The 23403-nt window shown below is 36.6% G+C and carries 20 protein-coding genes; 10 read left to right on the top strand and 10 right to left on the bottom strand.

All coding sequences use genetic code 11. The features are described 5' to 3' along the window. The first annotated feature begins 44 nt into the window (after window positions 1-44). From ACLCEG_RS01640 to ACLCEG_RS01665, 6 genes are all read left to right on the top strand, one after another. On the top strand, window positions 45-431 hold the full coding sequence (locus ACLCEG_RS01640; protein ID WP_410565292.1) for a hypothetical protein: 387 nt from the start codon (window positions 45-47) through the stop codon (window positions 429-431). A gap of 146 nt (window positions 432-577) precedes the next feature. Then, window positions 578-1459, top strand: coding sequence for a LysR family transcriptional regulator (locus ACLCEG_RS01645; protein ID WP_049065395.1), 882 nt, complete (start codon window positions 578-580; stop codon window positions 1457-1459). Window positions 1460-1703: 244 nt separating this feature from the next. Further along, window positions 1704-2408 (top strand): CoA transferase subunit A, encoded by a 705-nt coding sequence (locus ACLCEG_RS01650; protein ID WP_019459101.1) that lies wholly within the window; start codon window positions 1704-1706, stop codon window positions 2406-2408. Window position 2409: 1 nt separating this feature from the next. Then, on the top strand, window positions 2410-3051 hold the full coding sequence (locus tag ACLCEG_RS01655; RefSeq protein ID WP_019459100.1) for a 3-oxoacid CoA-transferase subunit B: 642 nt from the start codon (window positions 2410-2412) through the stop codon (window positions 3049-3051). Between the two features lie 115 nt (window positions 3052-3166). Beyond that, window positions 3167-4576 (top strand): short-chain fatty acid transporter, encoded by a 1410-nt coding sequence (locus ACLCEG_RS01660; RefSeq protein WP_410565295.1) that lies wholly within the window; start codon window positions 3167-3169, stop codon window positions 4574-4576. A gap of 65 nt (window positions 4577-4641) precedes the next feature. Then, a complete protein-coding gene (locus ACLCEG_RS01665) occupies window positions 4642-5814 on the top strand; it encodes a thiolase family protein (RefSeq protein ID WP_019459098.1) in 1173 nt (390 codons plus the stop codon). Between the two features lie 62 nt (window positions 5815-5876). On the opposite strand, the gene ACLCEG_RS01670 is transcribed toward ACLCEG_RS01665, so the two are convergent. The 4 genes from ACLCEG_RS01670 to ACLCEG_RS01685 all read right to left on the bottom strand — a co-directional run bounded on the left by ACLCEG_RS01670 (window position 5877) and on the right by ACLCEG_RS01685 (window position 9212). Beyond that, entirely contained in the window at window positions 5877-6773 is an 897-nt protein-coding gene (locus ACLCEG_RS01670) for a LysR family transcriptional regulator (protein WP_004887299.1), read from the bottom strand. Between the two features lie 237 nt (window positions 6774-7010). Further along, window positions 7011-7907, bottom strand: a complete 897-nt coding sequence (locus tag ACLCEG_RS01675; RefSeq protein ID WP_019459097.1) for a LysR substrate-binding domain-containing protein — start codon at window positions 7905-7907, stop codon at window positions 7011-7013. Window positions 7908-8717: 810 nt separating this feature from the next. Next, entirely contained in the window at window positions 8718-8939 is a 222-nt protein-coding gene (locus ACLCEG_RS01680; RefSeq protein ID WP_077164232.1) for a hypothetical protein, read from the bottom strand. Between the two features lie 87 nt (window positions 8940-9026). Beyond that, window positions 9027-9212 (bottom strand): hypothetical protein, encoded by a 186-nt coding sequence (locus tag ACLCEG_RS01685; protein ID WP_004701766.1) that lies wholly within the window; start codon window positions 9210-9212, stop codon window positions 9027-9029. Window positions 9213-9625: 413 nt separating this feature from the next. Between ACLCEG_RS01685 and ACLCEG_RS01690 the strand changes: the two genes are divergently transcribed. Next, window positions 9626-11044 (top strand): aspartate ammonia-lyase, encoded by a 1419-nt coding sequence (locus tag ACLCEG_RS01690; protein WP_410566530.1) that lies wholly within the window; start codon window positions 9626-9628, stop codon window positions 11042-11044. A gap of 56 nt (window positions 11045-11100) precedes the next feature. Here ACLCEG_RS01690 and ACLCEG_RS01695 read toward each other — a convergent pair whose 3' ends face one another. Continuing rightward, on the bottom strand, window positions 11101-13305 hold the full coding sequence (locus tag ACLCEG_RS01695) for a TonB-dependent siderophore receptor (protein WP_410565298.1): 2205 nt from the start codon (window positions 13303-13305) through the stop codon (window positions 11101-11103). Between the two features lie 523 nt (window positions 13306-13828). On the opposite strand from ACLCEG_RS01695, the gene ACLCEG_RS01700 reads away from it, so the two are divergent. Together ACLCEG_RS01700 and chrA are read left to right on the top strand one after the other, a co-directional pair. Beyond that, a complete protein-coding gene (locus tag ACLCEG_RS01700) occupies window positions 13829-15115 on the top strand; it encodes an MFS transporter (RefSeq protein ID WP_004701769.1) in 1287 nt (428 codons plus the stop codon). 182 nt (window positions 15116-15297) lie between these two features. Further along, on the top strand, window positions 15298-16644 hold the full coding sequence (gene chrA / locus ACLCEG_RS01705; protein WP_410565301.1) for a chromate efflux transporter: 1347 nt from the start codon (window positions 15298-15300) through the stop codon (window positions 16642-16644). A gap of 18 nt (window positions 16645-16662) precedes the next feature. Here chrA and ACLCEG_RS01710 read toward each other — a convergent pair whose 3' ends face one another. Next, window positions 16663-17517: a helix-turn-helix domain-containing protein gene (locus ACLCEG_RS01710; RefSeq protein WP_004701771.1), complete on the bottom strand. Its 855-nt coding sequence runs from the start codon at window positions 17515-17517 to the stop codon at window positions 16663-16665. Window positions 17518-17683: 166 nt separating this feature from the next. Between ACLCEG_RS01710 and ACLCEG_RS01715 the strand changes: the two genes are divergently transcribed. Next, complete coding sequence (locus tag ACLCEG_RS01715; protein WP_019459090.1) at window positions 17684-18601, top strand: DMT family transporter; 918 nt, start codon at window positions 17684-17686, stop codon at window positions 18599-18601. A gap of 29 nt (window positions 18602-18630) precedes the next feature. Here ACLCEG_RS01715 and ACLCEG_RS01720 read toward each other — a convergent pair whose 3' ends face one another. From ACLCEG_RS01720 to ACLCEG_RS01735, 4 genes are all read right to left on the bottom strand, one after another. Then, window positions 18631-19635 carry a homoserine dehydrogenase gene (locus ACLCEG_RS01720; protein WP_410565304.1) on the bottom strand — a complete coding sequence of 335 codons (1005 nt, stop codon included), beginning with the start codon at window positions 19633-19635 and terminating at the stop codon, window positions 18631-18633. 113 nt (window positions 19636-19748) lie between these two features. Next, window positions 19749-20540 carry a sulfite exporter TauE/SafE family protein gene (locus ACLCEG_RS01725; RefSeq protein ID WP_134261677.1) on the bottom strand — a complete coding sequence of 264 codons (792 nt, stop codon included), beginning with the start codon at window positions 20538-20540 and terminating at the stop codon, window positions 19749-19751. Window positions 20541-20872: 332 nt separating this feature from the next. Continuing rightward, window positions 20873-22528: a TIGR01244 family sulfur transferase gene (locus ACLCEG_RS01730; protein WP_410565306.1), complete on the bottom strand. Its 1656-nt coding sequence runs from the start codon at window positions 22526-22528 to the stop codon at window positions 20873-20875. Between the two features lie 9 nt (window positions 22529-22537). Continuing rightward, the gene (locus tag ACLCEG_RS01735; RefSeq protein WP_410565308.1) at window positions 22538-23233 is read right to left on the bottom strand and encodes an MBL fold metallo-hydrolase; all 696 of its coding nucleotides are present in this window, start codon (window positions 23231-23233) and stop codon (window positions 22538-22540) included. Between the last annotated feature and the right edge of the window lie 170 nt (window positions 23234-23403).

Raw genomic sequence — 23403 nt, forward strand, 5'->3', positions numbered from 1 at the left:
TCAATAGAATACCCAGATAAATATTTATAAGAAAATGAAAAACTATGTGGCTTAAATTTGTCTTGTATCCTCTTGGTATGTTTGTACTGTGGCAAACTATTTTCCTAATCGAACAGGTTTCCTTAGAAAGCTTAAATGCACCAAAATTACTTTTGACTATAATTACACTCATTATAAATTGGGGAATGCAAATTTTGATTGGATATAAAATTGCTCAATTAGCACCAAAACATAAATTGATAGTAAGTATGACCTATATTATCTTTTTCACGTTTATGATCACTATCTATTCTATAACTATATTATTAGAGGGTTTGAAAGTTGCCCCTCAAAAAATTTGGATGGGTTATTTATTTTTTCATCTAATTGGCATGTTCATATATTTTGCAAATAATAAGGATGAATTTTGCTGGGACAACTTACTAAAGTAGCTAGTATTTTTAATAGCTATTGCTTGTTGTATATTAAGTAAGAATTTGATCATTCTTTTTCTTAATTTTTTTCAAAAAACATCATATTAGGCAAATTTTCGTATAAATTACTCTTCAAGGTAAGTTGAGTAATCTAAAGGTAAGAAATGACGCTGAAACAATTAAAAGCTTTTTTAGCTCTTGCACGTACTCTCAACTATGCCAATGCTTCTTTAGAGCTACATCTAAGCCAATCTGCCTTAAGTCTTACCATCAAAAGTTTAGAAGAAGAGTTAGGCGGTAAACTCTTTAACCGTAATACACGCCGTGTTGAGCTTACACAGGAAGGTAAATCTCTTATTCCCTATGCCAAAAAGTTACTCGCCAATTGGGATGAGATGGAAAATGATGTTAAACAACGCTTTAAACTTAATCGGGGAACTTTAAGTATTGCATCTATGCCCTTTGTGACTCATGCCATTTTACCTGAAGTAATTCACCAGTTTTTAGCTGTTCATCCCAATCTTAATTTTTCAATTCACGATATTCCAAATGAGACCATTATAGAAAAAGTACAAGATGGTATTTTTGAGCTTGGTATTTGTTTTGAACCAGATCTCACCGAAGGCTTAGAATTTAAACCTCTATTTGAAGAGGATTTCTTGGCTCTATTGCCAAAGACTCATCCACTTGCTCAATCATCTTCTATTACATGGCATGAGCTTTGTTCAAATCCATTCGTGACCTTACAGAAACCTTCAATTGTTCGTTATTTAGTTGAGCAAAATTGTTTGCGAAATAACATAACGCTCGATTTAAAAGTGGAATGTCATCAAATTTCATCACTCTCAAGTTTTGTGGCTTACGGTATAGGGGTAAGTGCAATTCCAAGACATTTTGCCAAACACATTGATAAAGAACATAACGTGTTGATTGAGTTAAAGGATGAAGCTATTCATAAGACTGTGGGAATTGTTTATAAGAAGAACTTCGAGATTTCAAATATTTCTACTCAATTTATCGAGGCTTTGATTCAATATAAATTTTAAAAAATTAAATACTGTGTTTTAGGGTTAGTTTCGCTCACAGTTATTAAAAATTAATTAATGATGATATTTTTCAATAAATTAAGATTATTTTTTAAAGTTTTTTACCTAGTGCAAAACTGATCTTTTGTTATAAATTTGATACTATTCATTGATTATACTTATTAATCCTTTAAAAAAATTAACTTCTATAACGCAAAATGTGATGCTAAAACTAAATTACTAAGGGATATAGGAAAACAACAGAATGAATAAAGTTTATGCCAATGCTGAGGCAGCACTGAAAGATGTAATTGCAGACAATCAAACACTCGCTGTAGGCGGTTTTGGTTTATGCGGAATTCCTGAAAAACTAATTGTTGCAGTTAAGCAAAGTGGTGTAACTGGTCTAACTTGTATTTCAAATAATGCAGGTGTAGATGATTTTGGTTTAGGTATTTTGCTTAAAACCAAACAAATCAAAAAAATGATTTCTTCTTATGTTGGTGAAAACAAAGAGTTTGAACGCCAATATTTAAATGGTGAACTTGATGTGGAGCTTACACCACAAGGCACTTTAGCTGAAAAGTTACGTGCTGGCGGTGCTGGGATTCCTGCATTTTATACTCAAACTGGCGTAGGTACTCTTATTGCTGAAGGTAAAGAAGAACGTACTTTTCATGGCAAGAACTACATTCTAGAAGAATCTTTAACAGCTGATGTTGCTCTTGTGAAAGCATATAAGGCAGATAAAGCAGGTAATTTAGTATTCCGTAAAACTGCTCAAAATTTTAACCCTGAATGTGCGATGGCTGGAAAAATTACAATCGCAGAAGTGGAACAAGTGGTTGAAATTGGTGAATTAGATCCGGATGAAATCCATTTGCCGGGTATCTATGTAAACCGCATTGTACTGAATGCATCACCTGAAAAACGTATTGAGCATAAAACTTTAAGCACGGAGGCAGTATAAAATGGCTTGGTCACGTAACGAAATGGCACAACGTGCTGCAAAAGAACTTAAAGACGGTTTTTATGTCAATTTAGGTATTGGCTTACCTACCCTTGTTGCTAACTATATTCCAGAAAATATTAATGTTTGGCTTCAGTCTGAAAATGGTCTATTAGGTATTGGTGAGTTCCCAACAGAAGAAACTGTCGATGCTGATTTAATTAACGCTGGTAAACAAACGGTTACTGCTCGCGCTGGTGCTGCATTTTTCTCAAGCTCTGAATCTTTTGCCATGATCCGTGGTGGTCATGTCAACATTGCAATTTTAGGTGCAATGGAGGTTTCTGAAAATGGTGACTTAGCCAACTGGATGATTCCAGGTAAGAAAGTCAAAGGTATGGGCGGCGCAATGGACTTGGTTGTTGGCGTCCAAAAAGTTGTAGTGCTTATGGAACATTGTGCAAAAGATGGTACACCAAAAATCGTAAAAAACTGTAGTTTACCTTTAACAGGTAAAGGCGTAGTTCATCGAGTCATTACTGACTTGGGTGTAATGGATATTACCCCACAAGGCGTAGAGCTGATTGAACTTGCTAAAGATGTCACGCTTGAACAAATTCAAGCCGCTACAGGTGTCGAGTTTTATAAAACATTAGTCGCGTAAATTCTAAGATTTAGTTAGCTGTACAGGACTCAAGTTAGAAAGTGAGCTTGAGTCTTATCCCTTTTAAGCACCGGATGTGCTGTTTATAAATAAGAACGAGAAGGATTTTTCAGCTATGGAAAAACAGCAAGGAATTTTTGAAAGATTTGCGCTTCGGATTAGTGACTGGTCTGAAAAATGGTTTCCTGATTCATATATTTTTGCTCTGCTTGGCGTCATTATTGTCTCTGTCGCTGCTTTAGCTATTGGCGCCCCAATCCACGATGTGGCCACTTCATTTGGTAATGGCTTCTGGAGTCTTATTCCTTTTACCCTGCAAATGACTATGCTTATTATTGTAGGTTATGTCGTTTCTGTATCTAAGCCCGTTAAATACCTCATCCAAAAAATGGCACGTATTCCAAGTTCTGGTCGCGGTGCCATTGTTTTGGTAGCAACCGTCAGCTTATTAATTTCGCTGGTCAATTGGGCTGTTAGTACAATTCTTACGGCGCTTTTAGTGATTGCATTAGCTAAACGTAAAGAGCTGAATATGGATTACCGCGCAGCGGCTGCGGCAGCAATCATTGGTATGGGTGCAACTTGGGCACTAGGAATCAGCTCTTCAGCAGCACAGCTTCAGGCAAATAAAAGTAGCTTACCTGAGTCAATTTACAACCTAACTGGTGTTATTCCATTTACTGAAACGATTTTCCTTTGGCAATCAATTGCGATGACCATTATTTTGGTGATTGTTTCAATCGCCATTGCGTATTGGTCAGCCCCAAAAGGTAATAATGTTAAAACGATTGATAGTTTTGATGTGCAGTTTGAAGAAGACAAGCCACATGAGGAGAAATCTAATCGTCCGGGCGATTGGTTAGAAAACTCGCCTATCTTAACAATTATTGTGGTCGCATTAGGCTTAATCTGGATGTTTTTTGAGTTTTCAAAAAGTAATCCAATTATTGCGATTTCAAGCTTAAATACTTACAACTTTGTTTTTTTAATGCTTGGTCTAGCGTTGCATGGCACGCCTCGAAACTTCTTAAATGCTGTTGCAAAGGCAGTTCCAGCCGTATCAGGAATCTTAATTCAGTTCCCTCTGTATGGAAGTATTGCATTTATTATGACGCAAGCTTTAAACAGTCAGGATTTATCGCTGTCTCATTATGTTGCCGAGTTTTTTGTTTCAATCGCATCAAAAGAAACCTTTGCGATTGTGATGGGAGTTTACTCTGCTGTACTTGGATTCTTTGTACCGTCAGGTGGTGGAAAATGGATTATTGAAGCCCCATATGTTATGCAAGCAGCAAATGATTTAAAGGTTCATTTGGGCTGGTCTGTACAAATTTATAATGCAGCTGAAGCTTTACCAAACTTAATCAATCCATTTTTTATGCTTCCAATGTTAGGCATTTTAAAACTAAAAGCAAAAGATGTGATTGGGTTTACAGTCACTCAGCTCGTTGTGCATTTTCCATTAGTTTTATTCTTGCTGTGGTTCTTTGGTAGAACGCTCAGTTACACCCCTCCAACTTTTTAATTTAGTGGCGCCTTTGGTTTAGGCTAAAGGCAAATTTAGCAAAAACACCAATAAGAGATATTAAGATGAGTTCAATAGTTATAGTTTCAGGTAGCCGTACGGCAATGGGTGGTTTTCAGGGTAGTTTATCTTCTCTAACCGCTCCAGATCTTGGCGCTGCTGTCATCCGTGAATCGATCCAACGTGCAGGTGTTAAACCTGAACAAGTAGATGAAGTTATTTTCGGTTGCGTACTCAGTGCAGGTATTGGTCAAGGCCCTGCTCGCCAAGCTATGCGTAAAGCTGGTGTACCTGATCATGTCGGAGCTGTGACCATAAACAAGCTTTGCGGCTCTGCGATGAAAGCTGTATTAATGGCATCGGATACCTTAAAAGCAGGCAGTGCCAATATTATTGTGGCGGGTGGTATGGAATCTATGACCAATGCACCTTATATTTTACCGAAAGCTCGCGGTGGTTACCGTATGGGTCACGGCGAAATTAAGGACCATATGTTTTTAGATGGCCTTGAAGATGCTGAAACAGGCCGTTTAATGGGTTCTTTTGCTCAAGATATGGCAAACACCAAAGGCTTTACCCGTGAGCAAATGGATAACTTTGCGATTTCTTCACTTAAAAAAGCGCAAACTGCCATTACCGAAGGTTACTTCAAAGAAGAGATTGTTCCTGTTGAAGTAAAAACACGTAAAGGTGTGGAAATTGTTGATCAAGATGAGCAACCATTAAAAGCAAATCTTGAGAAAATTCCAACTCTACGTCCCGCTTTTAGTAAGGACGGTACAATTACAGCTGCAAACTCAAGCTCAATTTCTGATGGTGCTGCTGCATTAGTACTTGCTACTGAAGAATATGCACAGTCTCATGGTTTAAATACTTTAGCAAAAATTGTTGCAACTTCTACTCACTCACAACATCCAAGCGAATTTACAATTGCTCCAATTAGTGCAATTCAAAAAGTGCTTGAGCGTGCTGGTTGGTCAGTTGATGAAGTAGATGCTTGGGAAATTAATGAAGCTTTTGCAATGGTAGCAATGGCACCAATTCATGAGCTAGGAATAGATGAAGCAAAAGTTAACGTACATGGTGGCGCTTGCGCGTTAGGTCATCCAATTGGCGCTACAGGTTCAAGAATTATTCTTTCTCTCATTTATGCATTAAAACGCTTAGGTAAAAAGAAAGGTGTTGCAGCCCTATGTATTGGTGGCGGTGAAGCAACTGCTGTTGCAATTGAAATCTAATTAAAAAATTAAAAGAAGATGTAAGGACTTTCCTTGCATCTTCTTTTTTATAAATAAAATTCTTAAGCTGTTTTAAATAGCTCATAGCAAGTTTGACGGAACCATTTATGACTACTCTTATGGTGGCAAGACATATGCCAATGTTGCTTAACGTCATAAGTTGGAAAATCAAGCGGTGCAGGTAAAATTTGTAAGTTCTCTCTAACCAATAAAACTTGGCTTAAATAATATGGAACAGTGGCAATCGCATCTGTTTCCTGAACAACTAAACCTACACCTAAGTAACTTGGTAAGCGAATTAAAATATTTCGATCCAACCCTTTATTTTGTAGCTCATTTTTAATGTGATAATGCCCAATACCTGCATCAATATCGATATGATATTCGCGCATATAATCTTCTAAAGTAAAGTTATTCGGGTCTAAACGCGGGTGGCTTTTTGAGCTAATCACAACATAGTGTTGACGGAAAAACTTCTGCTGATAAAAACCTTCTTCTAATTGTGGCAAGAAACCTATCGCTAAATCAATTTCACCATTTGCCATTTGATAACTGGTTTCTGGCGTAATTGGTCTAATATTTAAACGAATGAGAGGTGCTTTTTCTTTTAAATAGTTAGTTAACTGAGGCAATAAAACCAAATGTGATACATCAGTCATCGCAATGGTAAACAGCTGATCTGACGTTAACGGATCAAAGTTCACATTAAAGTTATTAATACTTTCAACTTTATCAATAACTTCACTAATTAAAGGGAAAATCTGCTTTGCAAGTTCGGTCGGAATCATTTCATTTCCAACTCGAATAAACAAAGGATCATTAAAATGTTGGCGAATTTTGTTTAGACCGTTACTTACACTCGGCTGTGTTAAACCAATAGCATCTGCAGCCATTGAAACACTTTTGAACCGATAAATATGATAAAAAATATTTAATAATCTACTGTCTAGATCAAACAAAATTGTCTCCGCTTGGACTCAATAATCCAGTGAAATAAGTTCAAAAACAGGTATAAATCATAGAAAGATTCCTATACCCTACTTTTGACTTATTGAAATTTACTCTAAATTAGCAAAGAACTTAGATGAGGGGCAATGCTTTATCATGCCTTTCATCATGAAGACCTAAGCATAATCTACTTATTTGATTAATTTATATATAAATATCGTGTACTTCATCTTGCGAATGAGTATGCGTTATTGTTCTTGCTGGGCTTTAAAACCATTCCATATTTGTTGTACCGATTTATTATCGCTCAAATTATTTTTAAAGATATAAATATCTTGCGCAAGGCAATATTCTTGCTGATCTAAAATAACTAATTTTCCAGCTGCAAGGTCTTCTTCAACGTTAATTTTCGGAATCCATGCAACCCCTAAACCTTGTAAAACCAGTTCTTTTAAGTTAGTTGCATTGTCCGTTTCATATAACGTTTTATAAACAAGTTTACCTTCTATCAGTTGGTCTACCAGTTTTCTTAAGTAAGCATGTTTGCTATAGGCAAGCAGAGCAAAATTACTTTGTATTGTATGTTTAGGGCTATGGTCAGGTTCTGTAGCAGAAACAGGAACAATAACTGTTTCGGCAATTTTAATACCACTTAAAATATCATCTCCAACTTTTCTAATATTGCTTTTATCTGCATAGCAAATCATGAAATCACAGGCGCCTTCTTTTAACAAAGACAGCCCCTCTCCACTATTGGTTGCGACAATTTCAATTTTTAAATCACGAATAAGAGTAGGAAATTTCTTTAAAAATGTTGTTAAAAAACCTGAAGCTAATGAGTGAACAACACAAAAACGAATAGTAGATTCAGTTTCATTTTTAATATTTTTAATGAGTTTTGCGGTCTCCTCGACTTGCTTTTCAATGTTTTTAGACATTACCAACAAAATTCGTCCAATGTCTGTAAATTCGATATTGTTCTTATTGTTTCTAATAATGACTTCAGCACCAATCATTTCTTCAATTTGCTGAATTCTTCGAGTAAAGGCAGATTGGCTAATGAACCTTTTCTCTGCTGCTTTTGAAATTGAGCGTTCACGCTCTAGAGTGAGGAGATCCTCTACCCAGCGAACTTCTAAATTCATCTTATCTATTCCCTTTTATATTTATAATTTTATTAATTGATATTTTTGGGAAGTCGTATGAATAAATGTAGAGATGAATAAAAATGGTAAAACATAGGGAGTACCTGCAAAAATGCGAGAAAAGATTGGACAATGCCAAACTATGAAAATGAAGTATTTAATAATTCTGACATAGAAAACAAGATAAGAGAATAATAGGTTTTGTTTTAACACGTTAAGAGATGAACATAAGTACGATCTAATAAAAAAAATTTTTGAAATCAATGAATAAAAGAACATCAGAAAAATAAATAATTCAGTTCAACTAAATAAGTTTTAGAAATAACTATAGGCTTTTATTTAATCATTTTTTATAAAAAATATAGCTTCAGGAATGAAGTAAAATTTGGATAAAAAAAGTCCGCATCTTGGGGAAGAATGCGGACTATGAACTGTTTCAATAACCCATTGTTAAGTTATTGACTAAATTTTGATGCTATTAAATTAGTACACTATTCAACTTTAAGAGCAATCATAAAATCTGATTAAACAACTTTTCCCATTTTTATTTCACCAAGAAATAAGAATCTTTTATTTACTCTTACAATAGCTTATAAAGTAAAAATAAATTTAATGAATAATTACTACAACTTATTTTCAAGTTCTATGTAGTGATAATAATTAATTGTATTTCATACAATATTTATAAAGAGTATAAGGTGAAAATTCAATTCCGACTATTATACTAAAGTATCGATTTGCTTATTTTGAACTTATAAAGTCATCATTCACAATAATGACTTTATGGACAAAGGAGATATTCAAAGCAAACTAATACTCTCCAATCAAGTAGTATAATTTTCTTGAAATTTCAACCATCATATTTGCAGTATATTGACTAATTTCAAATATTTGTTTTTTTTGTGGATTAAATACCATGTTGTCTTTTTCATCGCTAAAAAAAACATAAGTTGTATATTTATCCATGTGATGAACATGCTCTTTTAAGCTTAATTTTTCACCAGAATTAGGGTCATATGCAATAAACTTCATTCTCATGCATTTGTCTCTTACAGCGCTTACATCTCAATAATTTTGAATCAAGAGATTATTTAATAGACAACAATCTCAAGCTATAACTCATCGATACGATGCAGTTGGAATATTTTGCTTTGCTTTTTGAATGGATAGCTCAGCATTTTTTATTGATTGCTCAGCCTCTTTAAGCATGTGTGAACTTTTGGTTTCAGCTTTTTCTTCAGTGCCCCAAAGAAGATAGCAAGCAAAACTTCCCAATATTAATAATCCAGCAGTTACTTTTAACATAAACTTAATAAATCAAAATTTTCTGTATTATATGTATTTTTATGTGAAATGCATCACAATTTTATTAAAATTTATTAAACAAAGCTCATTATTTGTTCTTTAAAATTAATATTCACATGAAATTTCAATTAAATTTACTGTTTTTAAAAAATAAAATTATGGCCTAACCATATTTAAAACACTCAATTGACGTAATCATTTTTACAATTCTGCACATCAACTATGAATATAATTATTTGAAATAATTAAATATTAATAGAAATTAAGTCTATTGATCTATTCAATTTTTAACTATTCATTTTAGCTTAACTCATTTTTTGATATGCAAAAAATGCATAATTGGTTTAATAAATGCATTAGAAGTGAAGCATTTCGAATTCTAAGATGAATCATCTTTAATGAATCGAAGTTTAATGATGAACGCTGATATTACTACCCGTATTGAGAAGGATCTTATTGGTCATCGAGAAATCAACAATGACCATTATTACGGAGTTCAAACATTACGTGCTTTAGAAAATTTCAACTTAACAAATAGCAAAGTTGGAAATTTTCCTAATTTAATTAAAGCATTAGCTATGGTTAAACTAGCTTGTGCTGAAGCAAACTATAATCTTAAAAACCTAGATCAAACTAAATTCGAAGCAATTGAATACAGCTGTAATCAGCTTATTCGTGGTAATTTCCATGACCAGTTCCCAATCGACATGATGCAAGGCGGTGCTGGTACTTCAACTAATATGAATGCAAATGAAGTATTAGCAAATGTTGCTTTGGAATATATGGGCCATTCTAAAGGGCAATATCAATACTTGCATCCAAATAACGACATTAATATGTCGCAGTCAACAAATGACGTATACCCTACTGCAATCCGTTTAGGTCTGTTATTAAGCTTAGATGAGTTAAATCTTCCTTTTAACAATTTAATTTTAAGTTTTCTTAACAAATCTCAAGAGTTTGCGCACATTTTAAAAATGGGCCGTACTCAATTACAAGACGCTGTACCTATGACTTTAGGTCAAGAGTTTGGTGCATTTGCAGTTACCTTGCAGAAAGATCTTGAGCAAATTAATACGCTTATTCCAAATGTTTTAGCTTATATGAACCTTGGTGGTACAGCAATTGGTACGGGAATTACGACTGAATATAATTACCGCGAACTGGCTATTCAGGCACTTGCAAAAATCTCTGATAAGAAAATTAAGTCAGCTCCAGATTTAATTGAAGCAACTTCAGATATGGGTGACTTTGTTCTTTTATCTGGTCTATTAAAACGTACTGCTACGAAACTTTCAAAAATTGCTAATGACTTGCGTTTACTTTCTAGTGGCCCACGTACTGGCATTAATGAAATTAACTTAGAAGCGCGTCAACCTGGTAGTTCAATTATGCCGGGTAAAGTAAACCCTGTTATTCCTGAAGCGATGAACCTAGCTTGCTTCCAAATTATTGCAAACGATTTGTCAGTAACTTTAGCTGCTGAAGCTGGCCAATTACAGTTAAATGCAATGGAACCGCTTATTGCATTTAAACTATTTGAGTCTATGGATTTACTTGGTAGAGCAATGGCAATGTTCCAAAGCAAGTGTATTGATACAATTACGGCGAATCCTGAACACTGTAAAGCTTTAGTTGAAAACTCAATTGGTATTGTGACTGCACTCAACCCATATTTGGGTTATGAAACTACAACTCGTATTGCTAAAACTGCAAACGAAACTGGACAAAGCGTATTGGCTTTAGTTCAAAAAGAAGGTTTATTATCAACTCAAGTGCTTGATGATATCTTGTCGATTAATAATATGGTTAAACCAAAAATGTCGGCTTAATTCCTGAAAAATAAAAAGGAGCTTTTAAAGCTCCTTTTTATTTGTTTCATAATTTTTTAAAAACTAAACGTTGTAGAGAACTGGGCTGTACGTGGATTACCTAAGAATAAATAGTCATCACCCATAAATGCCCCTACATCACGCCAATATTTCTTATTAAATAAGTTATCAATATTGAGTCTAAAAGTTGTGTCATGCCCAGCAAAATTTGTTTTATAGGCAGCACCAATATTAAAGACACTGTACCCACCTACTTTTGCCGTTGCCTCTTTATTTGCATATTTACTGCTGCTGTATTGCATACCACTCAGTAATCGTAATCCTTCAACAGAAGGAACTTTATAAGATAGCTGCGCAGTTGCGCGGATTTTCGGTACATTTTGAGTCTGATGACCTTTGTAGTTGTCAGTATCAATATCAACAAGACGAGATTTGGTATAGGTAACACCTGAACTTACATCGAGTGTATCGGTTAAGGCACCCGTTAAACCTAACTCAATACCTTGATTGTGTTGCTCACCTTGTTCAACAAAATCGAAAGTTCCATCTGCATTTACTTTGCTATATTGATTATCTTGTTTTAAATCAAAAATAGCTGCTGTTACCAAGAAGTTGCGTATCTGTTGTTTAACTCCAAGTTCATATTGTTCAGAGTTTTTAGGTGATAGAACTTCTAAAGCATTATTAGCAAACCATGGTGCTTCACCACCATCTGATAAACCTTTAGCATATGAAGCATAAAGATTAGTTGTAGTAGTTGGGCTATACATGAGCGCTAATTGTGGCAAGAATTTGTTTAAATCCGTATCACGGCTTTGCTGCCCATCTGAATTATAAGCTTGCTCATCAAGGTGAATAAGTTTCCCACCCAATAAAGTTGACCACTGATCATTAAATTGAACTCGGTCAGATACAGTAAATGCAGTCTGATCACTCTCTAGAGCTTTGTAACGATCGCCTGGACTTTCTGATGATGGACTGTAGTCGATCGTATCTTCATAGATATTGCCTGTTCCTACCGCTACATTCAAAGGTGTATGGTGCTTTAAGGTTTTATAAGTACGTTGTAATTCAAAAGCGATTTGATGCTGAATGTTACCAGTGTTGAATTCACCATTTAACCCAGCTGCAAACTGGTTAGTAATGCGTGTGTCATCTGGACTACGAAAATCGTAAATATCATAATTACCGTGTTTATCAAAAGTATTGCCCAAGCCAGTAACTTCACAAATGCTGCTATAACATCCCCATGGGAAAGCACTATTATCATCAATCACAACACGGCTTTGTGATGCACTTAAGCTACCATTCCATTGATCATTAAAAGCGTATTGATACTTTAAACTCGCATTTAAACTGTTATTTACAACAGGTTTACTCCAAGACTGGTAACCCAATAAACGGTCTTGGTCTACATTTGTTGGTACTTCTTGTCCATCAAGCAGTTGATAGCCTGGTACTGAGCGTTGGCTTTGACGCTGAGCTTCAATATCAAACAGTAATTTAGAGCGATCATTAATTTTCCAGTCTAAAGCAACTGAACCAAACTCACGTTTACCATTTGCGTGATCAACGTTTGGGTGGATACTTTCATGCGCTAAATTAACGCGATAACCAAAATTGTCATTAACAAAGCCGCCTACATCCGTTGCCAGTGTATAGCCGCCTTCTGAATTTGCATCAACGGTAATAGTTTTAACATCAGCAGGTCTTTTGGTCACGTAGTTAACCACACCACCGGGTGTCGACATTCCACTTTGAATCGCAGAAATACCTTTTAAGATTTCAACTTGCTCTTTATTTTCTAAAGCAACATTTTGCTCACCACGTATACTATGACCATTAATGAGATAACTTGAACCTAAATCGAGTGCGAAACCACGAGCGACAAAGTTTGGATAATAGCCAATAGCAGCGTAGCCATCGCCTAGCGATGAATCATTTTTAATAACATCGGTGAGTGTTTTTGCGTGCTGATCTGCTAGACGCTCAGAAGTAATGGTTGTAATGGAGGCAGGAACTTTCTTTACATCGCCAGTTTGAAAACCAGATAGATTAACTTTCTTTGAGGTGTATAGCGCATCACTATTTTGTGTGGCATTCACAGTAATGGTTGGGAGCTGCGAAACCTCCGCTTCATTTGCATAAACTACAGAGCTTATAAGTGCAATAGATGAAGCCAATGCTGTTTTAGAGCATGTCATGAAGTAAAGATTTAACGCGCGTCTTTCCATTGAATAGTTACCTGCCATAGCGAGCATAATTTATAAAGCTAAAAAACGGTTATGTGCCCTATTTTTCAGCCACGCAAGAATACAGGCACCCATATTGAGAAACAACACATTCTGTATTTTTTCGATTAAGTGAATTTGATGCAACTTTTATGCACTTACTTATCAATATATAAATTTCTTTTATTTTCTTTGAAATTGAGGTTATAACTTTTTAAGTATTACAAAATAGCAAAAATGAAACTAAGCTCAAAACTAGAGGAGTCAGGAGAAATTTAACAATAGATATATTTTTAAAATTAGCTCAATGATTTTAAATGCAATTCATTATCAAATTGAATGAAAGGAAATGTTCGATCATTGGTTAATTTATCTTTAAATCGAACAAAAGGACGTAATTTTACTAGAATCGAATTTTAAAATTAGAAAAAATGAATGGTTAGGAATTTTAAGGAAGTGCTCAAGGTCGAGTGATTTTTAATGTTTCATTCTATTTTCTGTATAGCATCCCTAAAAAATTCCTAGTTTTTGTCTACAAAACGATGGAATAAATATGACATATACTCAGGAAGAAAAACGTAGCCGGATACGTGGGATTGTAGGCGCAGCCTCTGGTAATTTAGTTGAATGGTTCGACTTTTATATCTATGCAGTATTTGCTGCCTACTTTACTCAAGCCCTAACCGCACCAGATATGGATAGTACGACTAAGTCTATTTATGTTTGGGGTGTGTTTGCTGCAAGTTTCTTTATGCGTCCGATTGGTAGTTGGGTATTTGGACGCATCGCAGACCGACATGGTCGAAAAAAGTCGATGATTATCTCAATCTGTCTGATGGCCCTAAGCTCATTTTTGTTTGCAGCTTTGCCAACTTATGACCAAGTTGGTTTATTTGCACCCTTTCTTTTACTTGTAGTGCGATTACTTCAAGGCTTATCTGTGGGTGGCGAGTATGGTGCAGTTGCAACTTATATGAGTGAACTAGGCTTAAAAGGTCAGCGTGGTTTTTACTCGTCTTTCCAGTATGTCACCCTCTCTGGTGGTCAGTTACTCGCAAGCTTACTTGGCGTTATTTTGTTGGCATTTTTAAGTGAGCAACAATTACATGACGGCGGTTGGCGTATTCCGTTCGTAATTGGTGGTATCGCGGCAATTTTATCTTTACTTGCCCGTAGTCGTTTAGAAGAAACGCTTTCACATCAAGACAGCGAACGTAAAGAGTCTGGTAGCTTAAGAGAACTCTTTAAAAAGCATTGGAAAACCTTTTTATTGGTGGTCGGATACACTTCTGCTGGTTCATTAACGTTTTATGTAGAAACTGTTTATTCAAAAACCTATTTGACCAATTTAGGGATGGATGGAAAAACCGTTGGTTATATCATGACCTTCGCGCTATTTGTCTATATGTGTGCTCAACCTGTATTTGGTGCAATATCCGATCGTATTGGGCGCCGCTCTTCAATGTTGGCATTTAGCTTATTGTCCGCCATTTTTATCTATCCAGTCATGGTGGTCGGGATGCGTGCCAATATTGACTCTCCGATTATTATTGCCCTGCTACTCATCTTTATGATGATGTTACTCAGTTTCTATACCTCTATTAGTGGTTTGGTAAAAGCTGAAATGTTCCCACCTCATGTACGAGCTTTAGGCGTAGGTTTTTCGTATGCAGTAGGTAATGCGCTGTTTGGTGGTTCTGCACCTTCAGTTGCCTTACAGTTCAAAGCTGCTGGAATTGAAAATACTTTCTTTATTTACGTCATTGTCATGCTGATTATCTGTTTCTTATGTAGCCTTGCGCTTCCGAAAAATCCAGATTATTTAGAACATGATCACTAAAAACTAAAAGTTAGATATTCTTCTAGAGCTTTTTTTAGAAGAATATCTTTTTAAAATAATAAGAAATTCATTTTTGTTCTGTATCTTATAACTACATAGTACAACGCACCTGCTTAATTCATTAGCAATTTTGAGTTTGATGCTGCTGATCTATATAAATCAATTTTTTGATGGGATAAAAAATGGAAAACGAAAAATCCCCTTTACCTGAAAGTATTATTCAAGTCACCTTCTGGCAAGCCTTTTTATTTTGGCTCAAGTTAGGCTTTATTAGCTTTGGCGGGCCAGCTGGACAAATCGCTGTGATGCATCAGGAACTCGTTGAACAAAAGCGCTGGATATCTGAAAAAAGATTTCTCCATGCACTTAACTACTGCATGCTGTTACCCGGCCCTGAAGCGCAGCAATTAGCGACCTACATTGGTTGGCTTATGCATAGAACTGCGGGAGGATTAGTCGCAGGCATTCTATTTGTACTACCGTCTTTATTTATTTTAATTGGGCTGTCTTGGGTTTATATAAAATTTGGAGATGTTCCGGTTATTGCAGGTATTTTTTACGGGATAAAGCCTGCCGTCACCGCAATTGTCTTTCATGCAACTTACCGTATAGGTAGTCGTTCACTTAAAAACAAGTTTTTATGGTTCGTGGCATTTGCAGCGTTTCTTGCCATTTTTGTCTTAAAGCTTCCTTTCCCACTTATTGTTTTATCTGCTGGCATAGCAGGTTATTTAGTAAGTAAAAAGTACCCTGAGCTACTTTCCTCAGCAGCTGGACATAAAACTAGTCAGAAAGATTATGGCCCGGCATTTATTGATGATGATACCCCGACACCAGAGCATGCTAAATTCCATTGGTCACGATTAGCTAAACTTATTTTTGTGGCAATCGCTTTATGGTTATTGCCAATTTTAGCTTTAGGCGCATATTTTGGATGGCATCATTCTTATACGCAAATGGCGTGGTTTTTCACTAAAGCTGCTTTGCTCACGTTTGGGGGTGCTTACGCGGTTTTACCTTACGTCTATCAAGGGGCTGTGAATCATTTTGGTTGGCTTTCACCTACGCAAATGATTGATGGTTTAGCTTTAGGTGAAACTACCCCCGGTCCACTGATTATGGTCGTTGCCTTTGTTGGTTTTTTAGGAGGCGTTAATCATTCATTACTTGGGCCTGAACATCTATTTTTTGCTGGAGCGCTCGGTGCTGTCATTGTGACTTGGTTTACCTTTCTCTTTTCATTTGTATTTATTTTTGCAGGTGGCCCTTTTATTGAATCTACTCATAATGAAATAAAGTTTACGGCACCACTCACTGCGATTACCGCGGCTGTGGTCGGTGTCATTTTAAATCTAGCATTATTTTTTAGTTATCACGTGCTATGGCCACACGGTTTTTCCGGTCACTTTGATGTTATCTCGGCGATCATTACTGTGGCTGCATTTATTGCCTTATTCCGCTTTAACATTAATGTACTCTATGTCATTTTTGTATCAGCACTAATTGGTTTAGGTATTTATCTTTTATAAAAATGAGTCATGGGTCTTTTAACGTAATTGTGAAGGACTCATGCCATAAAACTGTTTAAAGCGATGGCTTAAATGACTCGCTGAACTAAACCCACAAACTAGGGCAATATCTTGTAAAGAAAGCTGAGATGACTGAATTAGCCCTTTTGCCTTAGTTAAACGTCTTTGCATGACATATTGGTGAGGCGCCATATTCATGGACTGTTTAAACATATGAGCAAAATGGTATTCGCTTAAATTCACAACATTTGCCAAGTCTGACAAAGCGAGCGCCTGACCTAGATGATCTTCAATCCATTCTTGAATATATTTGAGTTTATGAGGTGCCAGTCCGCCTTTAATGGCAGGCTGTTGCCATTGAACACTACTGTATCTTCGAATTAAATGATTCAACAACAAACTTGCTGTTGTACTCATTTGTAAATGGTTTGAAGAATCTTGCCAATCACAATCTAGTAAGAAGAACTGATAAAGTGCTCGAATCCGTTCATCATCACTAAATGCAACTTCGTTTAGTTGAATTTGATTCGGTTCTTTGTCCCATATTTTTTCGGCAACATCACGCAAATGTTGGTCGGTATAATACAAGTGAACGAATTTAAGCCCACCACGTATGTCCCAAGTTGATTCCTGATGTTCAGGCAACAAACAAAAACGCCCCGGCCCACCGCCATTTTTCCAGCCCGCAGGTGTTTTTTGATAGCTTTCATAGCCATCTTGAATATACAGACTTAGAGTGTGATGATCGCTACAGACACTTACACGATCTTGCTGATTAGACCAAAATGCAAGTTGCATATTTTCATCAAGCACCACAGTTTCGTGAAGCTTGGCTTTAGATTGCTGTAGCTGTTCTAAAGTTTGATAGGCCATGCAAAATTAAAACGAATATCATTGAGCTTAAGTTAACCATATTCAGCAAAGTTCAGCTAGTTTAGATCTATAAAAAACGCAAGATCTTGCATGTATAACACAAGAATATATACGTGAAAAATGAAGCATTCCTAGATACTTAAGCTTGGTAATCGAGGATGAAGTTATGAATATTTTACTCTATGTTGCGGTGGTGTTGATTTGGGGAACAACATGGATTGGAATTGCCGTTCAAAGCCACTATGCAACACCCGTTGTCGCAATTTTATGGCGTTTTGCCATTTCAGCCTTATTACTGTGGGTTGTTTTACTATTTTCAGGAAAATTACAGCGAATTGCTTTAAAAGATCACTTGTTTTGTATGCTACAAGGACTCTGTGTTTTCGGCCTAAACTTTATTTGTTTTTATACTGCGGTTAAATATGTAAATAGCGGTTTAGAGTCTGTCATTTTTTCGATGGCTGTTTTCTTTAATGCCATTAATGCGCTTATCTTTTTTAAACAGAAACCTTCTCCAAACTTTGCGCCAGCTGCACTTTTGGGTCTAAGTGGTATTGTTCTACTGTTTTGGCATGACCTCATTAATAGTCAGTTTAATGCGCAGTTATTAATGGGTATTGGGCTATGTGCAATAGGCACTTACGGTTTTTCTTTAGGAAATATGATTAGTGTTAGACACCAAAAACGTGGTCTAAATATCTTTTCAACAAACTGTTATGCCATGACTTATGGTGCATTGGTGATGTTAAGTCTAGCTTTATTTACAGGACAAGATTTAATGCCACCGATGAATTTCCCATTTTTAAGTTCGGTACTTTACTTGGCTGTATTTGGTACAGTTATTGGGTTCTCTGCTTATTTTTCTCTGGTTGGACGAATTGGCGCAGCCAAAGCAGCTTATAGCACGTTGCTCTTCCCTTTAGTTGCTTTAACAGTTTCTACTTTCTTTGAAGGATATGAGTGGACTTTAAATGCTGTACTTGGAATTTTATTAATTTTACTTGGCAATTACTTAATGTTTAGTAAGTTAGAAATTGGAAAAAAGTTATTTAATAGTCAAAAAAGTTGTGAGAAGCAGGCCTAAGCCTGCTTTTTTATAAATCATAATTAATTTTAACAGCCCGTTTTTAGCAATAACTCGAAATCTTTTAAAGCTGCAGCTGCTGTAGCTAAAGGCGCAGATGCCCCTCCACTGACCACAAACTCACCCATCTCTTGCGTTAACACTCGTATGCATTTATTAGAACCTTGCAAATGAGCAAAAGGATGATTTGCTGCAACTAGTCTTAATTCAACACCCGTTTGAATTTGCTGATTTTTAATATGAATAAAACCAACCAAACGAGGAGTTAGATTTTCATTTTTCCAATCACGTATATGATCGGCAGTTACATGACTGATTCCTTGTCTTGGAATATCTTTAATTTTTATATCAGCTCCCAAAACAGTATTGGCTAGTATTGTAATTTTAGCAGCGGTATCCCATCCATCTACATCGAAAGAACTGTCAGGTTCCGCAATACCTTTTACTTGAGCTTTTTCAAGAGATTCTGTAAATGCACATTCGTGTTGCAACATATCATTCAAAATAAAATTTGTGGTGCCTGTAAACACACCTTCTATTTCTAAAATTTGGCAACCAGCCAAGTTATATTCAAACAAATCAACAGTCGGTAAAGCCGCAGCCGTCGCGCCGCTAAAAAATAGTTTTTTATTGTGCTGATGTGCCAAGTTAATTAGTTTTTTACCTTCTACGACTAAAGCACCTTTAGATACTGCAATCGCATTCATGTTATGTGTTAAAGCATAATTTAAATAAAATAGGCCTTTTCCACCTGTCACATAATCACTTGGGCCAGTCTCAATAATGACATCCGCCTGAACCTGTTGTAAAAACTTTTGTTCAGTGAGACCTTCTTGATATTGTGCTTTATCTAGCCACTTTGAAGCTTGTAAACCATCTTGGTCAATTAAACCTGAAGATGAATTACAGACACCCACTAAACGGGCATCAACTTGATATTTTTGTTTATAGTATGTCGATCGATTTAAAAGAAGCTCTGCAATTTGTTGCCCAATCCGTCCAAAACCACAAATTGCCACGTTAACTCGCTTCATATCGCTTTCTCAAAAATTTATATGATTTAAATCAAAAAGTTTCCATAGACAATTTCAATGCATCATCTCTGGAAACTTTATATTTATATAGATAAGTTAAAATACTATATCGCTCAGATATTTGTTAGATTAACAATCTTAATGACCATATAAATTGCGACAGCAAAAACCATTAAAGCAAAGACTTTTTGTACAATCGTAGGTGGAATAAAGCGAATAGCTCGACGACCTAATAGCATGCCTGCTACACATGCAAGAGCAAACGCACTGGTAATGCCTACTGGATAGTGAAAACCTTCTGCAATATGCATCACAATACTTATGCCACTAATGAGAAAAATAATCATAAGTGAGGTTGCAACAATGCTATGCATATCCAAATTTGTGACTTTTCTAAGCGCTGGTACAATTACAAAGCCACCACCAACACCTAGCATACCAGTTAAAAGCCCCGCAATAATTCCAATGCCAGCAAGTACACCACCAGTTTTAAAATTCCAGATAAATCGCCCTGTACTTGGGTTGACCTGACACGGCGGGTTATGGAAATCTGAAACTCGGTTACTGATGAGTCGATAACCCACTGTAAACATAACCAAGCTAAACATTAACATGAGCCAGACAGGTGAAATCGTATTGGATATTAAGATTCCAATATGGGCCATTGGAGTACCAATAATTGCTATCCAGATTGCAGCGCGATAGCGCACAATCTTTTTAAATAAGCCTTCAATAGTCCCAATCAGGGTAGATAGCGCGACAGCCAGCAAACCAATAGGCGCTGCTTGAGCCACTGTCCAGCCTTGACTTGTCATGAGTGCGGGTACAGCGAGAATACCGCCACCCGCACCAGTAAGACCAAGTAAAAAGCCAATCACAATGCCTTCAACGACAAGTAATAACATATCAAAAGCCTAAAATTGCATATATTTCATTTGCTGTGGACTGCCATTTGATGAATAAGCAAATTCTCATCTTCTTGCGAAGCTTCAGTCGCTTCACAGGGTAAGGCGCTGCTTTGTTTATCCTCTTCCACTCGAGCACAGCTTTCGCCTTCTTGCGAAGCTTCAAGCGCTTCTCAGGACAAAGCGTTGCTTTACTTATCCTCTTCCACTCGAGCACAGCTTTCGCCTTCTTGCGAAGCTTTAGCCGCTTCTCAGGGTAAAGCGTTGCTTTACTTATCCTCTTCCACTCGAGCACAGCTCTCGTCTTGCGCTCGGGTAAAGCGTTGCTTTACTTATCCTCGCTCAGGTTTGACCATCCACTCGCGGCCTTTGAGCATGCCTTGCCAGTAAATCGGTGGCAAAATCTGTTCTTTAAGCAACCAAGCCAAACGAGATGGTTTTTGTCCATCAATCACCCATTTTGGAAAACTAGGAAGCAATTTACCGCCGTAACCAAACTCGGCTAGAACGATTTTTCCACGCTCTACTGTGAGTGGACATGAGCCATACCCATTGTATTCACAGAAGTTTTGTTCACCCTTGAGCTGCGTTATCACATTCACAGCGACGATCGGAGCTTGTGCGCGTGCAGCAGCAGCCGTTTTGGCATTAGGCGCATTCATCACATCACCTAAAGCGAAAATATTGGCATGCTGTATGTGTTGTAAAGTTTGAGGATTTACACTCACCCAGCCTGCATCATCAGTGAGAGTACTTGCACGAATAAAATCTGGGGCTTGTTGTGGTGGAACAACATGCAACATATCGAAATCGGTCTCGACTAATGCTGCATTTTCATCATTCACTACCTTAAACCATGCTTTTTTTGCAGGCCCATCTACTTTGACTAGTTGATGGTTAAAATGCAGTTCAGCGCCATATTTTTCGACGTATTGCATGAGTGCAGGTACATATTCCTTCACGCCAAATAAAACAGCGCCAGTGTTATAAAAATGTATAGAGATATCTTTTAGTTTGCCTTGCTTTAACCAGTAGTCAGCTGAAAGGTACATCGCTTTTTGAGGAGCACCGGCACATTTAATCGGCATAGGGGGCTGGGTAAAGATTGCCTTTCCACTGTTTAGCTGTTGCACCAATTCCCATGTATACGGCGCTAGATCATAACGATAGTTAGACGTTACCCCATTTTTACCTAAGGTTTCGACTAAACCTTCAATTCCATGCCAGTTGAGTTTTAAACCAGGACAAACGACTAAGGCTTTATATTGAATGGGCTGACATCCTTCCAAAATAACCTGATTATGCTCAGGGTCGAATCCAGCGACCGCGGCTTTCATCCATTTTACTTTTGCAGGAATCACACTTGTCATAGGACGTGCAGTGACGTGCGGTTTAAAAATACCACCACCCACCATAGTCCAGCCCGGTTGATAATAATGAGTGTCTGCCGGATCAATAATGACAATATCCAAATGAGGTTCACGAGACAGTAAACTTGATGCTACAGAAATTCCAGCTGCGCCTGCTCCCACAATCACAACGCTATAGCAAGGAACTGAGCTTGGTTCATGATCTCTTTTTAAAATACGTGGAACTAGGCCTTTTAAGTTAAAACCAAGTTTATTACCAGATTCAACTAACAGTGCTGCATCTTTTGGAGCAACTTCGGCCAAAGCCCATAAACTGATTGCACGCATACCAGAACGGCAATACGCTAAAACAGGTTTTTGGGCATTCTGATAAAGCTGTTTAAACTCGGCAACTTGTTGATCGGTAATTTTGCCACTGCTAACAGGTTGATAAATTACCTTTAGACCATGTCGCTGAGCTGCTTCTTCAATTTCAATCACATTGGGTTGGTCTGCACCTTCTCCATCTGGGCGGTTGCATATCAGAGTCTTTACTCCCTGATCTGCAATTTTTACGACATCATCAGCGGTGATTTGAGCAGCAACATAAAATTCTTGATTAACTCGTTTAATTTCCATATTGCCACCTTATGATTGTGAAATTGAGCCGCAGGCCTGATTAGCAGGAAGTGCTTTATCGATCTGCATTGGATATGGGAGATTTAAATTATTCATTAATTTAATAAAATCTTCCCGCGAACGATTCTGGCCTAAACGTGAGTTATTTAAACGTTCATTGCCAATCGTTGAAGATAACCGGCCTTTATAATCGTGTCCCGGGTAAACAATTGTTTCGTCAGGCAAGCTAAATAGTTGCTTATGAATACTGTCATATAGTGTGCCTGCATTTCCCTGCTGGAAGTCAGTTCGACCGCAACCATCAATTAATAATGCATCACCAGTGAAAACCATATTTCCAACTAGATAACTCGTACAAGCATTGGTATGACCTGGTGTATAACGTGCTTCAATACTAAGGTTGCCCAATTTAAGGGTACAACCATCTGTAATTAGAATATCTCCGCAACTTACATCTGAGTTTCTATGTAAAACCGATTTACAATGAACACGTTCACGCAGTAAATTTGCAGCAGTAATATGATCTGCATGAACATGTGTATCTAAGGTATAGATGAGCGTAAATTGATGCTTTTCTAATTCTTTTACATAGATTTCTATATCTGATGCAACTGGGTCAATTAAAACAGCCTCTCGTGTTTCTTCACATCCAAGCATATATGTATAAGTCGAACTTTCTTGTTCAAAAAATTGCTTAAAGAACATGATTTATACCCCGATAATTTATTTCTATCCTATATTTTGCAAATACAATGCCAATTATTTTTATTTAAATAATAAGCTTAAAAAATCATATAGTTAATTGAAAATTCAAAATTTAAATGCAAATATAAACTTTGCTTGATGTTTCATTAAAACTCAAGTATGTTTCAATG

Source organism: Acinetobacter sp. H1(2024) (assembly GCF_046557555.1).
Classification (GTDB): domain Bacteria; phylum Pseudomonadota; class Gammaproteobacteria; order Pseudomonadales; family Moraxellaceae; genus Acinetobacter; species Acinetobacter seifertii.

Excerpts from the sequence above, each read along its gene's own strand:
- ACLCEG_RS01640 (WP_410565292.1), top strand. The coding sequence starts at position 45 with ATGTGGCTTAAATTTGTCTTGTATCCTCTTGGTATGTTTGTACTGTGG.
- ACLCEG_RS01645 (WP_049065395.1), top strand. The coding sequence starts at position 578 with ATGACGCTGAAACAATTAAAAGCTTTTTTAGCTCTTGCACGTACTCTC.
- ACLCEG_RS01650 (WP_019459101.1), top strand. The coding sequence starts at position 1,704 with ATGAATAAAGTTTATGCCAATGCTGAGGCAGCACTGAAAGATGTAATT.
- ACLCEG_RS01655 (WP_019459100.1), top strand. The coding sequence starts at position 2,410 with ATGGCTTGGTCACGTAACGAAATGGCACAACGTGCTGCAAAAGAACTT.
- ACLCEG_RS01660 (WP_410565295.1), top strand. The coding sequence starts at position 3,167 with ATGGAAAAACAGCAAGGAATTTTTGAAAGATTTGCGCTTCGGATTAGT.
- ACLCEG_RS01665 (WP_019459098.1), top strand. The coding sequence starts at position 4,642 with ATGAGTTCAATAGTTATAGTTTCAGGTAGCCGTACGGCAATGGGTGGT.
- ACLCEG_RS01675 (WP_019459097.1), bottom strand. The coding sequence starts at position 7,907 with ATGAATTTAGAAGTTCGCTGGGTAGAGGATCTCCTCACTCTAGAGCGT.
- ACLCEG_RS01680 (WP_077164232.1), bottom strand. The coding sequence starts at position 8,939 with ATGAAGTTTATTGCATATGACCCTAATTCTGGTGAAAAATTAAGCTTA.
- ACLCEG_RS01685 (WP_004701766.1), bottom strand. The coding sequence starts at position 9,212 with ATGTTAAAAGTAACTGCTGGATTATTAATATTGGGAAGTTTTGCTTGC.
- ACLCEG_RS01690 (WP_410566530.1), top strand. The coding sequence starts at position 9,626 with ATGATGAACGCTGATATTACTACCCGTATTGAGAAGGATCTTATTGGT.
- ACLCEG_RS01695 (WP_410565298.1), bottom strand. The coding sequence starts at position 13,305 with ATGCTCGCTATGGCAGGTAACTATTCAATGGAAAGACGCGCGTTAAAT.
- ACLCEG_RS01700 (WP_004701769.1), top strand. The coding sequence starts at position 13,829 with ATGACATATACTCAGGAAGAAAAACGTAGCCGGATACGTGGGATTGTA.
- chrA (WP_410565301.1), top strand. The coding sequence starts at position 15,298 with ATGGAAAACGAAAAATCCCCTTTACCTGAAAGTATTATTCAAGTCACC.
- ACLCEG_RS01710 (WP_004701771.1), bottom strand. The coding sequence starts at position 17,517 with ATGGCCTATCAAACTTTAGAACAGCTACAGCAATCTAAAGCCAAGCTT.
- ACLCEG_RS01715 (WP_019459090.1), top strand. The coding sequence starts at position 17,684 with ATGAATATTTTACTCTATGTTGCGGTGGTGTTGATTTGGGGAACAACA.
- ACLCEG_RS01720 (WP_410565304.1), bottom strand. The coding sequence starts at position 19,635 with ATGAAGCGAGTTAACGTGGCAATTTGTGGTTTTGGACGGATTGGGCAA.
- ACLCEG_RS01725 (WP_134261677.1), bottom strand. The coding sequence starts at position 20,540 with ATGTTATTACTTGTCGTTGAAGGCATTGTGATTGGCTTTTTACTTGGT.
- ACLCEG_RS01730 (WP_410565306.1), bottom strand. The coding sequence starts at position 22,528 with ATGGAAATTAAACGAGTTAATCAAGAATTTTATGTTGCTGCTCAAATC.
- ACLCEG_RS01735 (WP_410565308.1), bottom strand. The coding sequence starts at position 23,233 with ATGTTCTTTAAGCAATTTTTTGAACAAGAAAGTTCGACTTATACATAT.